Source organism: Pseudochrobactrum sp. XF203, assembly GCF_020341615.1.
GTDB lineage: Bacteria > Pseudomonadota > Alphaproteobacteria > Rhizobiales > Rhizobiaceae > Pseudochrobactrum > Pseudochrobactrum saccharolyticum.
The window spans coordinates 412,318-426,753 of sequence record NZ_CP084393.1; the positions used below are offsets into that span (position 1 = coordinate 412,318).

The 14,436-nt window shown below is 51.1% G+C and carries 7 protein-coding genes and 3 pseudogenes; 4 read left to right on the top strand and 6 right to left on the bottom strand.

The window, feature by feature from the left end; translation table 11 throughout:
- Position 1: 1 nt before the first annotated feature.
- Genes LDL70_RS17785 through LDL70_RS17795 form a run of 3 tightly spaced genes read right to left on the bottom strand, consistent with a single transcriptional unit; the run spans position 2 to position 3,113 of the window.
- Positions 2 to 832, bottom strand: a complete 831-nt coding sequence (locus tag LDL70_RS17785) for a carbohydrate ABC transporter permease (protein ID WP_075656679.1) — start codon at positions 830 to 832, stop codon at positions 2 to 4.
- Positions 832 to 1,812 carry a carbohydrate ABC transporter permease gene (locus LDL70_RS17790; protein ID WP_370637853.1) on the bottom strand — a complete coding sequence of 327 codons (981 nt, stop codon included), beginning with the start codon at positions 1,810 to 1,812 and terminating at the stop codon, positions 832 to 834. Before LDL70_RS17790 ends, LDL70_RS17785 begins: the two co-directional genes overlap by 1 nt.
- A gap of 17 nt (positions 1,813 to 1,829) precedes the next feature.
- Complete coding sequence (locus LDL70_RS17795) at positions 1,830 to 3,113, bottom strand: ABC transporter substrate-binding protein (protein ID WP_370637866.1); 1,284 nt, start codon at positions 3,111 to 3,113, stop codon at positions 1,830 to 1,832.
- Positions 3,114 to 3,278: 165 nt separating this feature from the next.
- Here LDL70_RS17795 and LDL70_RS17800 point away from each other — a divergent pair.
- Positions 3,279 to 3,380: pseudogene (locus tag LDL70_RS17800) on the top strand (IS5/IS1182 family transposase); the annotation flags it as partial.
- A 71-nt stretch (positions 3,381 to 3,451) separates the two neighbouring features.
- On the opposite strand, the pseudogene LDL70_RS17805 reads toward LDL70_RS17800, so the two are convergent.
- A pseudogene (locus tag LDL70_RS17805) lies at positions 3,452 to 3,737 on the bottom strand (DDE-type integrase/transposase/recombinase); the annotation flags it as partial.
- A 971-nt stretch (positions 3,738 to 4,708) separates the two neighbouring features.
- On the opposite strand from LDL70_RS17805, the gene LDL70_RS17810 reads away from it, so the two are divergent.
- On the top strand, positions 4,709 to 6,496 hold the full coding sequence (locus LDL70_RS17810; protein ID WP_225688812.1) for a DUF11 domain-containing protein: 1,788 nt from the start codon (positions 4,709 to 4,711) through the stop codon (positions 6,494 to 6,496).
- Positions 6,497 to 6,570: 74 nt separating this feature from the next.
- Positions 6,571 to 10,302 (top strand): TonB-dependent receptor, encoded by a 3,732-nt coding sequence (locus LDL70_RS17815; RefSeq protein WP_225688814.1) that lies wholly within the window; start codon positions 6,571 to 6,573, stop codon positions 10,300 to 10,302.
- A gap of 202 nt (positions 10,303 to 10,504) precedes the next feature.
- On the opposite strand, the gene LDL70_RS17820 is transcribed toward LDL70_RS17815, so the two are convergent.
- Together LDL70_RS17820 and LDL70_RS17825 are read right to left on the bottom strand one after the other, a co-directional pair.
- On the bottom strand, positions 10,505 to 10,948 hold the full coding sequence (locus LDL70_RS17820; RefSeq protein ID WP_225688816.1) for an NUDIX domain-containing protein: 444 nt from the start codon (positions 10,946 to 10,948) through the stop codon (positions 10,505 to 10,507).
- A 23-nt stretch (positions 10,949 to 10,971) separates the two neighbouring features.
- Positions 10,972 to 11,598, bottom strand: a complete 627-nt coding sequence (locus LDL70_RS17825) for a recombinase family protein (RefSeq protein ID WP_225688818.1) — start codon at positions 11,596 to 11,598, stop codon at positions 10,972 to 10,974.
- 93 nt (positions 11,599 to 11,691) lie between these two features.
- Here LDL70_RS17825 and LDL70_RS17830 point away from each other — a divergent pair.
- Positions 11,692 to 14,266: pseudogene (locus LDL70_RS17830) on the top strand (Tn3 family transposase).
- Positions 14,267 to 14,436: the final 170 nt, after the last annotated feature.

Sequence of the window (14,436 nt, forward strand, 5' to 3'; positions counted from 1 at the left end):
TCTATCCTTTGACACCACCGGCTGTCAGACCGGAAATGATTTTCCGTTGAAAAATCAAAACAAGAATAATCAATGGCATCGTGACAATCGTGGATGCCGCCATAATATTACCCCACGGCACTTCATGCCCGCTCACGCCGGTTAACAATGCTATTGTCACGGGAATGGTGCGCATTTCAGAGGATGAAGTAAAAGTCAGCGCAAACAAAAATTCATTCCATGCGGCAATGAAGGCCAGTAGGCCGGTTGTCACCATAGCAGGCCACATCAGAGGTAAAAAAATGCGTGTAACTATCGTCCATGACCCGGCACCGTCAATAATCGCGGCCTCTTCAATCTCCAAAGGAAGTTCACGCATAAAAGACGTTAAAATCCAGACCGTAAAAGGGAGCGTAAAAATCATGTAAGAAAAGACGAGACCAGCAATACGGTTATACAGACCCAAAAAACGGATCGTTTCAAACAGGCCAGCGAGCACAGCAATTTGCGGAAACATAGAGATGGAAAGGATCACCATCAGGATCAAATTACGACCGCGAAACCGTATGCGGGATAAAGCGTAAGCCGCCAGCACAGAGAACAGTAGTGATAATAATACTGTTATACTCGCAACCAATATCGAGTTGAAAATATTGCGTGGGAAATTGCTCGTATTGATAACCGCGTAGTAATTCGCCAAAGACAGATTTTCAGGCCAGTAATGCACTTCAAACAGAGCCGTTCCCGTTTGCATGCTGGTCGTAATCGCATAATAAAAAGGGAAAATCGCAAGTATAATAATAATCGCAACCAGCAAGTATAATGCGCAGGTTCGTATAAAAATTGACACCATTACTGCGGCTCCTTCCGGAGGAGCGATTTGCCAAAGCTCAGCACAAAAATAGCCATCAATGCAAGGATCAGGAACAACAGCGTTGATTGCGCTGCGCCATAGGAAAACTTGTCAAAATCAATTAGATTTTCGCGAGCGAGAACAGACATAGTTTTCGTTTGCGAACTGTTGGGTGTCAAAACATAGATCAGATCAAAAATTCGCATGGCATCCAACATGCGGAAAATAATGGCCACGATCAGTGCAGGACGTAGCAATGGCAGGGTTAAGCAAAAGAACTGTTTGACTGGGTGCACACCATCCACCCGCGCCGCCTCATAAATTTCACGCGGGATCATCTGTAAACCGGCTAACAACAACAAAGCCATGAATGGAGTTGTTTTCCAGACATCTACAATGATTACCGCAATCATCGCGGTGTCAGCACTCGCTGTCCAGGCAACAGGATGCGAAATCACACCAATTCGCAAGAAAAGGTCATTTAAAATACCAAACTGATCATTGAGCATCCATCCCCAGAGTCTCGCTGAAACAATAGTAGGAATTGCCCAAGGAATAAGAATAGCAGCGCGCACCAGACCCCGCCCTCTAAATGAGCAATTCAGTACGATTGCGATAATCATGCCAAAAACTGTCTCAAAAAAAATGGAGACGAAACTGAAATAAATGGTGTTCCATACAGCCTGCCACCACACCATATCAATTAACAAGCCGGAATAGATAACCCGCCCACTTTGTAACTCACTCCATGACAGATAATTCTGCAACCCTAGCCAGCGTGCCTCATCAAGGTTGGTCAGTCTGGCATCAGTGAAGGAGAAATAGATTGTGCGAAACAATGGCCAGAACGCAACCACAGCTAAAACCAAGCCGACAGGCATAAGAAACAGTATCGCCATTCGTTGCCGGCTTAATAAAAAATCGAAGCGTTGCAATGGCTCTGCAATATATTTTGAACCGGCTTTATCTATAGTAACCATTTCATGCCTGTCTCCGGTTACCAGGTGTTTCCTTTGAGAATAGTGAGTTTTTCTTCAAGTCGAGCAAGATTGTCGGCCGCAGTGCCGTTTCCTGACAGGGTGTCATGCACAGCGCTCCAAAACAGTGAAGAAACCTCATTATATTTGGTTTTTGTTGGCGCTGACGGGCGCGCAACGGCCGTTTCGAATATCGGTTTCCATTGCGGCAACAATGGTTGCGCATCAATTATCTGTGGGTCGTCGTAGAGTGTTCTGATTGTTGGCAGCAGAGAAAGCGCAATTGCACGCTCTTTCTGCGCTTGTTTTGAAGCAAGGAATTTCGCAAGCTCAATGGCCTGTTGCGTGTGTTGCGAATATCTGGAAACTGCAATATTCCATCCGCCGAGAGCTGCTGCTGATGGTTCATCCGCATGAGCAGACGGTAAAGCTGTTACACCGACTTTGCCACGTATAGGACTGTCTGCATTATCACTCAGCGGATAAACATAAGGCCAGTTCCGCAGGAATACCGCATTACCGGTTTGCCAGACACCACGGCTTTCTTCTTCACCATAGCCTAGCACCCCCTGTGGTGCTATTGAGCCAACCCAATCATGCGCATTCTCAAGCGCTTTAATGGCGTTCTTATTATTGATGCTTATTGAGCCGTCTGCTTCTACGACTTGTCCACCGCCAAAAGATTTTATCCATTCCAGCGCAGTGCAGGTGAGGCCTTCATAGGCATTGGCTTGAAACACATAGCCATTTATACCTTTATTGCCAGACATACGTTCTTTATCTTGAATATATTGCGCTGTTTCAGTGAGCTCGTCGAAAGTTTTCGGAACTGATTTTTGGTATTTTTCCAGCAAATCTTTGCGATAAAACAGCACTGCCGCATCCGCAAACAGCGGAAGCGCAATCAGTTTACCATTCACAGTCTGACTTTGAATGACTGATGGAAAATGCGTTGCTACAATATCTTTGGCTGCACTGCTCAGATCGAGAAACTGATCAGCCAATTGCGGAGCCCAAACAATATCAGTTCGGTAAAGATCAATATCCGTATTGCCAGCTGCCAGCCATAGACGATATTGGGCAAACTGGTCGGAAGAATTGGATGGCATATCGACGATCGCGACTTTATTGCCGGTTATTTTTTCAAAATCATCCAGTTGCTTACGTAATAATGCCTGACCGTTACCAGTATCACCGGAAGCAATGGTCAAATCAGCGGCAAATACGGATTCAGATGAAAAAAATAAAACCAATAAAGCTATTATTTGATAAGAAATTTTTGAACAGCTGATAAACATGTTCATCACCACGTGAAATTATCTTGGTAAATGATAGATCGATAATTTACTCGTGAATATCCCAATTTGATGGGCTTTGGAGGTGTTAGTGCAGGGATGCGATTTCAGCTTTAATGATCGTATAGAGTTGGATGGTATAGGTTGGGTTTTGACTTGCTCCTGAACCTGCTTATGCCAATCAAACACAATTCTGATAATCGCCATAAGATCCACAAGCAAAAATACCGGATCACCAATTGGGCTCAGTATGAGGCGAGTTTACGCCAGCGCGGTAAGAGGTGGTTCGGTTCGTCTGAACAGTTTCGGGCGTTTGGCTAAGTGGATTTCCGCCGCGATTATGTTACATATTTAATCGACCGCCACAGCCACTCAAAGAAGACATTGTCGCGCCAGGCGCCCTTTCTATCCATCGAGATGGTAATTTCGGTCTTCTTCAGCATGGCAGTGAAGTCAATGGACGTGCGTGTAAACCCTGATCTGTGTTGAAGACTTCTGGCTTGCCGTAACGCGCAAGCACCTCTCCTCGACTGCTTCAATGTAGAAGTCCGCCTTCATCGTGCTCGACAACCGCCAGGATAGAACCGGGCGACTGAATCAATCCACGACGGCACACAGATAAATAAACTTACGCAAGCGCATATAGCCGCGTCCACAGTAAAGCTCCGTTCCGTGCAGAACGAATTTTTGCAACGGAGCTTATATTTCTTTGTTATAGAAAAATAATTTAAAATTGGGAGATATTTCATTAGGCGCTCATGATATTCGGATTAATGAGCGGCTATGTCACTCATGATAGACAATGCGCGGCTCGAATATATGGCTACATATACGAGGGGTGGCTCATGTGTTGTCTAAATATTGGTGAGTTTTATTTAAATAAACTTAAAATAAATTTTCATAGAATATTAAAATTTTATTCTAATTCATTGCTTGTGCATTTCTCATATCTGCTTGTTTTAGCAAATTTATTTGTTGTTTTTGAAGTAACTTCTGTCTACTCGCAGTCCATACCGACTATATCATGCACAACAAATGGTTCAATCTTCAATACAGCCTATGGCGGCAATGCGGGACCACCGGTAAGTTCAGGCAGCGATCCAAGATGGGATGTTGCGATCCGTGAAAAACCGTTTTACGGATCACCGTTGCCAAGTGATCTGAAATTTGTGAATGCACAGGTTGTGGATGCTAAGCCCTCTAGTTGGGTTCGCTCCCCTTTTAACAATGCTGGCTGGATTTCTTACACGCCCACTGCTGTGCATTCTCCAGATCGGAAATCTAACTACGATATTTTCTACCGCTATCAGTTTAACCTTGCTTCTGAAGTAGATGTTGCTGCTTTCAGGTTGGCTATGGACTTTTATTCGGACAATTCCGTTTGGGATGTTTGGGTTAATGGTCAGCCACAAGGTGTGCGCTCTAATATTATATATACCAATCCAAGTGATCCTGCACAAAATGAGTATGACAGATACAATTATCAGGGTTTCCGCGCAGGAACTCAGGCATCAGGAGAGTTGAAGGCCAGTTGGCACTCCGGTCTGAATACGATCATTGTTCACATCAAGTCTGCTCCGCCCTCGCAAGGGTTTCTTGGGCAGATGAAAGTTACTACGCTTTGCCCGAAAGTAACGATTGCCAAGACCCTGTCGGGTGAGAGCGGCACATTGGCCGGTCAGGCGGAACCGGGTGAGGAGCTGCGCTATCAGATCACGCTCACCAATCATGGCGGCTCGCCGGTCACAGATTATGCTCTGAGCGACCGCTATGACGCCAATACCGAATTTGTCCTGGCCGATCAGGGCGGTGCCGATGACGGGGCGCAGATCAACTGGAGCGCTCTGACCATTCCGGCACAGGTGGGCGGGACTGCGGGCACACTTGTGCTCAATGCCACGCTGAAGGTCAAAGACCCGCTGCCGGCGGGCACCTCTCAAGTGGCCAATGTCGCCTATCGCAGTGACGAGACCCCACCCGATTGCAGCGCAGCCCATCCGCAATGTGTGACCATCCCGACAGCCGGTGCGGTAACGATTGCCAAGACCCTGTCGGGTGAGAGCGGCACATTGGCCGGTCAGGCGGAACCGGGTGAGGAGCTGCGCTATCAGATCACGCTCACCAATAATGGCGGTTCGCCGGTCACAGACTATGATCTGAGCGACCGCTATGACGCCAATACCGGATTTGTCTTGGCCGATCAGGGCGGTCTTGATGACGGGACGCAGATCAACTGGTCCAATCTGACCATTCCGGCACAGGTGGGCGGGACTGCGGGCACACTTGTGCTCAATACCACGCTCAAGGTCAAAGACCCGCTGCCGGCGGGCACCTCTCAAGTGGCCAATGTCGCCTATCGCAGTGACGAGACCCCACCCGATTGCAGCGCAGCCCATCCGCAATGTGTGGTCACGAAAGTCGCTGAACCCTCTGATATTGTTATTACAAAACAGGCAAGCTTGCGGCAGATCCGACGCGGTGAGAAGGCTCCGTTTACCATCAAGGTGATGAATAAGAGCAATCGTCTGGTCTCTGATCTCAACGTCACGGACAAAATACCAACCGGATTCCGCTACGTGGAGGATTCCGCAGAAATAGACGGTATGGCGACAGTGCCGGTGGTGAATGGTCTGAATATTGTTTTCACTAATCTTTCCGTTGCCGCGAATTCTGAAATCGTGCTCCGCTTGCAAATGCTGGCGCTGAGTTCGGCGGCATCGGGCAGACATAGCAACCACGCTACCGTGACAGATTCTTCAGGCAACACCCTTGCCCCTGTTGCCACGGCGGAAATCGAAATTATGGTTGAGCCGGTTTTTGAATGCGGTGAAATTATTGGCAAAGTATTCGATGACCGCAACAGCAATGGCTATCAGGACGAGGGCGAACCCGGTCTGCCTGCGGTTCGTGTCGCCACGGTTAACGGCCTGCTGATAACAACGGATAAATTTGGCCGCTTTCATGTGGCCTGCGCTGCGCTGCCTGATCCTCGGATTGGCAGCAATTTTATCATGAAGCTCGACCCGCGCACCTTGCCGACAGGTTATCGCCTGACGACCGAGAACCCGCGTGTTGTGCGCCTCACCGCCGGTAAAATGACAAAGATCAATTTTGGTGCTGCGCTCGGACGTTTGGTACGGCTCAGCCTGAAAGATGATGCCTTCGTTGCCAGTGGCCTTGAGTTGAAAAAGCAATGGAATGAGGGGCTGGATCAGCTGATTGCTGTTCTGAGCCGGGAGCGCTCGACCTTGCGCATAACCTATCAGACAAAAAATCAAAAGCTTGCCGGGCAGCGAATGAAGGTGGTGCAGAAGGAGATATCCCGAAGATGGAAGGCCGGTGGAAGCGGGTATCAACTCAACATTGAAACACGCGTGGAGGCAGGCAAATGAAGCGGCAACGATTAAACTCCAGTGCATGCAAAACCGGCTCAGCCTGTTCTAATAGCCTGATGCCCTGTGCTCTCTTGACCGGCTGTGTAACGCTCGCTCTCGGTTTGAGCGCTGCCTCTGCTCAGCAGCCCAGAGAGGGCAGGCTGCCGCAGCGCAATCCGGTGTTGAATGCACAATCAACAGTCAGGGATGTGCCTATAGCGCCTAATGTGGAGCAGGACGGAAGCGCAGAGGGCGGTGATATTCCGTTTTCGATCAGTGTTGATGGCCAACCTCTTGTTGAAAGCAAACAACCGGAAAGCAATACTGGTGCAACGAAACAAACTAACGGGCAAAAACAGTCTGCCGACATGCAGCGTGAAACAGATGTCGGTATGAATGCGGTGGATATTCAGGTTAAGTTTGACGGGCTTGATGTGCAGCCAATGCTGAATATTTCTACAATACCCGTCCGGCGTGCCTATCAAGCGGGAGAGCAGATCGTATTTCACGCTACAGCCAATTATCCGGCCTTTATCGAACACTCGGAAATTCGTATTTTTGCGGAGGACGATGACAAAAAAGAAGAGCTGATTACAACAATTCCGGTGAAGATTAATGGGCAAGCAGGCTGGGTGATGCCCGCTATACAGCCGCTGACAGGCAATACGGAGCCGCGATATACTTATGTTTTGCGCGTATATGACAGTAAAGGCCGCTATGATGAAACATTACCGCGCTCTCTTGTGCGTACAAGCCGTGATCTGAAGCCGGAACAGGATGCGCCGTTTGAAGGCGTAGCGCCGGACATGGGCGATGATTTTACGGCGCTGCGTAATATTCCGGTTTGGGGTGGCGCAGTCACCGTATACGGGCGTAATGTGCCAGACGGTTATCAGGTTCGGGTACTCAACGATACTATTCCCATTGATAAAAACCGTGCATTCGTTATGCAGCGTATTCTGCCTTCAGGTGATCATGATGTTGATGTGGCGGTTATCAACGGGATTAAAGGTAGTGCGCTTGATTTCAAACGGCAGATCAATATTCCGCAGAATGACTGGTTTTATGTAGCGCTGACTGATCTGACGGTTGGTAAGCGCAGTGGCGATAAAAATATCCAGCTTGTACGCTCCGGAGAATATGACGAAGTCTATACTAAAGGGCGGCTGGCCTTTTATCTGAAAGGCAAAATTCAGGGTAAATATCTGCTGACAGCTGCCGGAGATAGCGGCGAAGACAAAATCGGGAATATGTTTCGCGGCATGGACGCCAAAGATCCGCGCCAGCTTCTGCGTCGTCTGGATCCGGATGATTTTTATCCGGTCTATGGCGATGATTCCACTATGATTGATGATGCGCCGACAAATGGCAAACTTTATGTACGGCTTGAGCGCGGCGACAGCCATGTGATGTGGGGAAATTACAAAACAATCATCAAAGGCACAGAATTTATGCGCTCCGAGCGCGCGCTTTATGGTGCAAGTGCTGTCTATCGCTCGGAGGATACAACATCTTTTGGCGAACGACGATCCGAGGTTACGCTTTATGCGGCGCAACCCGATACGCTGCCGCAACGCGACGAGTTTCTGGCCACAGGCGGTTCGGTCTATTTCATGCGCCGGCAGGATATTACCGTGGGGTCGGAAACTGTTACAATCGAGATACGCGATCCGATTACCGGTCAGGTGCAGGAGCGCCGGACACTGCGCATTGGTGACGATTATTCCTTTGATTATCTTCAGGGTTTACTGCTTTTGAAGCGGCCTTTATCCTCTTCAACCGGTACGTCTGATCCGGTGCGTGAAAGCGCATTGGGTGGCAATAAAGTCTATTTGATTGCGCAATATGAATATACGCCGCCGATCAGAGAAATTGATGGCTATGTCTATGGCGGACGCGCCCAACAATGGCTGAATGATAAAATCCGTATCGGTGTCACCGGCATGAGTGAAAATACCGGCCCTGCAAACCAGCAAGCCTATGGCGCTGATATCGCGATAAGACATTCAGAAAAAACATTTATCGAGGGCGAATTTTCCCGTTCAGAGGGACCGGGTTTTGGTATGTCGCGGTCTGCCGATGGCGGCCTGACATTGAGCGATGTTAACACCACCGGCAGGCGTGACCGCGCGGCAATGGCTTGGCGCACGAAAGCACAGCTTGATCTGGAAGATCTGACCGCAATCGGCCTGAAGGGAACAGCCGGCATTTATTATCAGGAAAAACAGGCCGGGTTTTCCACCTTGGCTGAGCAAATTGCTGCCGATCAGCGCAGCTGGGGTGCCTATGCTGATATTAATGTGACAGATAAAGTCAATCTGGATTTGATCTATGATGATTTCGCGGAAGATCAGGCCTATAGCGACATAGATAATCAACGCATCGGAGGACGAACGAAACGCAAAGGCACAGTTGCGATCAGCAAGCAACTCAATGAATACTGGAAAATGTCTTTTGGCGTTTCCTATATGGCACTGCAGAACCCGCTCACAAGCGCCTATAAATCGGGATATAATGGTTCACGTGCTGATGCGGGTGTGCGTCTCGATTATGCACCGGATGCGGATCATCTCTATTATTTGTTCGGGCAGGCGACAGTCACGCGTTCGGGTGATATTCGTCGCGGGGATCGCCTTGGAGCCGGTACAAAATTCAGGCTGACGGACAAGATTGATCTCGAGGGAGAGCTTTCCTACGGTGCTACGGGTTTGGGTGGACTTGCTGCTGTCGCTTATAATCCGACAGCAGAGGACACCTATTATTTTGGCTATCGTCTTGACCCTGATCGTGCCTTTGATGTGAACCGGAGCTATGATTTATCGGGGGCTGATCGCGGTACATTTATTTTAGGTGCGCGCCGGCAGTTTGACGATTACTGGTCAGGTTATGCTGAAAACAACTATGATCTGTTCGGATATCGCCGTTCGCTTACCAAATCCTATGGGGTGGTCTATACGCCGGATAAAGTCTGGAAATTTGATGGTGGTTTTGAAGCGGGAACCGTTGAGGACGATACAATTGATCCGGTGACAGGACACGAACGCTCCGATTTTGACCGCAAGGCTGTGTCACTGTCTGTCGCTTATAAAGATGAGGACTTTATCAGCGGGCGTATTCGCGGCGAGGCACGGTTTGAAAATTCAGATGACGGAACGCGTGATGTCAATACCTATCTTCTGGCGGCCGGTCTTGGCTGGAAAACTAGCAATGACTGGCGTTTGCTGGCGGCGGTTGATGCTGTTTTATCCGACACTACGGGCGAGAGTTCTTTTCGTGGCGGTGATTATGTTGAAACATCTTTGGGCTATGCTTATCGCCCCGTCAGCAATGACCGGCTGAATGCGTTATTCAAATATATCTGGCTCTATGATCAGCCGGGCGGTAATCAGGTCAGCGCCATAACGGGTGACGAATATGGCCCTGCGCAGCGTAGCCATATTCTGTCGGCAGATTTTACTTACGATCTTTTGCCATGGCTGTCGGTGGGTGCTAAGTATGGCTTTCGTTATGGCAAAGTGCGCTATCGCCTTCTGGGTGAGGATCGCAATAAATTCGGCCTCTGGCAAACATCATCGGCGCATCTTGGGGTTATCCGCACGGATCTGCATATTGTGAAAAACTGGGATGCTCTGCTCGAAGGACGCGTGATGGTTATGCCGGAAGCGGGAACGACGGATTATGGCGCATTAACCGCCATTTATCGCCATGTGGGCGATAATTTCAAAGTCGGAGTCGGCTATAATTTCGGCAATTTTTCGGATGATCTGCGCGATCTTTCACTCAATGATCGCGGCGTTTTCCTGAATGTTGTCGGAAAATTTTAACAAGCAATCCGCATGGTTTTAGTGCATGGATCCCAAAACAATAACTCAGGGTAACGATTGGTCGGCCTTTTAGGCAGGGTTACGTCAGCGGGTTCTGTCGCAAAATTTTCATTCCTGCTGAGGAATGCCTCCCTTTGTGTATGTAACTCGGTGAAGAGATAGGGGTTGGTTCCGGCTGGGGGCGAAATAACACTCTAAGCGGTCAATCCCACCCGTACTCCGAATACGGCTGCTGAGCCGTCGTGCATAATATTGCTTGGCGCACGTAGGGGATGGTTTCTGACGGCAGCGCGTTGACTGGCGTCCATTGAAGATCACTGTGTTTGTCGAGTTCACGCAAAGACGGGTTGCCTTCCCAAATTGTGGCCTGAAAGAAGTGTCCTAACCACGTCCGACCTTCGGTTTTGCTATGCAAAGTGTGAACATAGTGCAGGTTCTCCGGAGCGATGTTGACGCCGACTTCTTCGTAGGCTTCGCGGGCTGCGGCAGCGCGAATGGTTTCACCAGCGTCGAGCCCCCCAGCTGGAATACTGAATGAACCGTCCATCCAACCGGTCCCTTTTCGCCTGAGCATACAAATCTCGCCCTCTTTAATGAGCATGACGAAGACAGAGGCAGACAGTTGGTATCGAATTCTTTCACTCATAATGAACTCCACAGATCGACTTATTAGGATTGGTTCAAGGTTATTGACGGCTGGTCCCGGTAACGTTTTGCTATGTCAGCAACGGTATTTTTGCTGATGCCGAGATCGCGCGCGACCCAGCGGTAGCTGCGGCCCTCAGAGATCAGCGTCATGACTTTCGGCGCGAGGCGATCTGACTTTGGACGCTCACCGGTCTGACGACCAAGCATTTTCCCCCGGGCCTTTGCAGCGGCAAGGCCGGATTTGACGCGTTCACTGATGAGGTCACGTTCGAATTCGGCAATACCAGAAAGAAAAGTCGCCAACATACGGCCATGTGGCGACGACAGATCGAACGCCATTCCATTCATGGCGATGACGGAAACCTTCCAACCCTCCAGCTCACGAAGGGTATTGAGCAAGTCGACCGTGGAGCGGCCCCAGCGCGAAAGTTCGGTAACAAGCACCGCGTCAATCTTGCGAGCTTGCGCCAACGCCATAACTTTGCGTCGTTCGGCACGGTCGAGCTTCGTGCCGGAACCGGTCTCCTTGAATATCGCGGCAACCTCATATCCGGCTCGGTCAGCGAAAGCAGTCAGGTCATGCTCCTGCCGCTCGCATGACTGATCGGCGGTTGAAACGCGGCAATAAATAGCGGCGCGCTGTCCCAATTGAACCCCCGTGGATTTTGGTGCCGGAAGGCCTTGATTTGTATGGGGCGATTGTTGTCCAAAACAGACTATACTTCAATAGGGACAATCGGAATGCCGAGACGACATATTCTCACCGAGCGACAGCGCTCAGCACTGTTCGATCTACCAACCGATGAATTGTCGCTGCTTCGGCATTACACACTGGGCGACGACGATCTTGGACACATTCAGGAACGCCGCAGGCCGGAGAACAGACTTGGATTCGCCCTGCAGCTTTGCACGTTGCGATATCCAGGACGCGCGCTGGCTCCGGGCGAAGTGACCCCGAATGAGGTCCTGTCGTTCATCGGGGCTCAGCTTGGTGTCCCGGCCGACGCGCTTCTGACCTATGCCGCACGACGGCAGACGCGTCAGGAGCATATGGAGGCGTTGCGAGACATCTATGGCTACAGGACTTTCTCAGGTCGTGGTGCCCGTGATCTTCGGGACTGGCTTTACAATCAGGCCGAAGAGGCCCGTTCGAACGAGGACCTCGCGCAGCGTCTGGTTGCGCGTTGTCGTGAAACTCAGACGATCTTGCCAGCGGTATCGACAATCGAGCGACTATGTGCGGACGCGCTGGTAGCCGCCGAACGGCGAATCGAGACGAGGATCGCGGAAAAGCTCGACAATAACGCACGCGAACAGCTTGATGGGCTGCTGACCGGACTAGTCGATGCTAATGTCAGTCGGTTCATCTGGCTTCGCCAATTCGAGGTCGGTAGCAATTCCGCAGCGGCGAACCGACTGCTCGACAGGCTGGAGTTGCTGCGTGGCCTCGCTATTGATCCGCAGCTTCTCGCCGGTATCCCGCCGCACCGTGTCACACGCCTACGTAGGCAGGGCGAGCGCTACTTTAAGCAATACGCTGGCGGACGATCCATTGGCTCATGTAGGACAAGGATATCATCGCTTCCGTCGCTACGCGCCGCGCATGTTGCGGTGCCTGAAACTCAAGGCAGCATCGGTAGCCCAGCCCTTGATTGCGGCGGCGAAAGCTATCGGGCAAATGCAAGCGTTGCCATCGGCAGCCGACAGCTTCTTACGTCCGAATTCGAAATGGCACCGGCATCTTCGAGCACAAGACCAGGGCGACAACCGCCTCCGTGAGGTGGCAGTCCTGTTCCATCTCCGGGATGCTTTCCGATCCGGTGACATCTGGCTCGATCATTCGCGCCGCTATGGCGATCTCAAGCAGGTCCTGGTGCCGTTGACCACAGCGCAGACGAACACCAGGCTGGCCGTTCCCTTTGATCCACAGCTTTGGCTGACGGATCGAAAAGCTCGCCTCGCCGATGGCCTGAAGCGACTTGCACGCGCAGCGCGAGACGGAACCATCCTTCATGGCAGCATCGAGGATGGAACGTTGCGGACCGACCAACTGACGGCGGACGTTCCGGACAGCGCCGAGGAGTTGATACTCGATCTCTATCGCCGGATGCCGCTCATTCGGATCACCGACATCTTGCTTGAGGTCGATGCTGCGCTCGGATTCACCGAGGCCTTTACCCATTTGAGAACCGGGGTTCCATGCGGGGACCAGATCGGCCTTCTCAATGTGCTGCTCGCAGAAGGGCTGAACCTTGGCCTGCGGAAGATGGCGGAGGCCACGAACACGCATGATTACTGGCAACTCTCGCGCCTTGCGCGGTGGCATGTCGAGAGCGACGCAATGGACCAGGTGCTGGCGATCGTGGTTGCTGCGCAGGCAAAGCTGCCAATGTCCCGGTTCTGGGGCATGGGCACGACCGCATCGAGCGATGGTCAGTTCTTCCCTTCAGCCCGACAGAGCGAGGCCATGAACATGGTCAATGCCAAATATGGAAACGAGCCCGGCCTCAAGGCTTACACTCACGTCAATGACCAGTTCGCGCCGTTTGCGTCACAAACTATTCCCGCGACGGTCAGCGAGGCCCCATACATCCTTGATGGTCTTCTGATGAATGAAGCCGGTCGGCAGGTTGGAGAGCAATATGCCGATACGGCCGGTTTTACCGATCACCTGTTCGGAACCAGCGGCATGCTCGGATACCGCCTTATCCTTCGCATTCGCGATTTACCTTCGAAGCGTCTTTACGTTTTCAATCCCGCAGGGACACCCAAGGATTTGCGCAAACTGGTCGGTGGCAAGATCCGCGAGCAATTGATCATCACGAACTGGCCCGACCTGTTCCGTTGCGCCGCCACCATGGCTGCCGGCAAGATCAAGCCAAGCCAGTTGCTTCGCAAGCTTGCCTCATACCCGCGCCAGAACGATCTGGCAGTTGCGCTGCGCGAGGTCGGCCGCGTGGAGCGAACACTCTTTATTATAGAGTGGATCCTCGACACAGATATGCAGCGGCGTGCCCAGATCGGCCTCAATAAGGGCGAGGCCCATCATGCGCTCAAGAATGCGCTACGCGTCGGTCGCCAGGGTGAAATCCGTGACCGCACTACCGAGGGCCAACATTACCGGATCGCCGGCCTCAACCTGCTCACGGCAATCATCATCTATTGGAACACCGTCCACCTCGGCCATGCAGTTGCCGAGCGGCGAAACGCCGGGCATGATGTTCCGCCGGAACTATTGGCGCATATCTCACCGCTGGGCTGGGCACACATATTGCTGACCGGCGAATATCTCTGGCCGAAGGGAGCAACGGCTTAGAGTGTCATTTCGCCCCCAGCCGGAACCGACCCCTATCACGATAATCCGTAGACATGCGAAATTGTGCATTGAGACTGTCACCGTTAAGGTTGGAAACAGACGCCCCCATGCATCATTGAATGAACCAAATGGGTTCTGTCGCGAATTTTTTACATCTGCTGCGTTGTTGT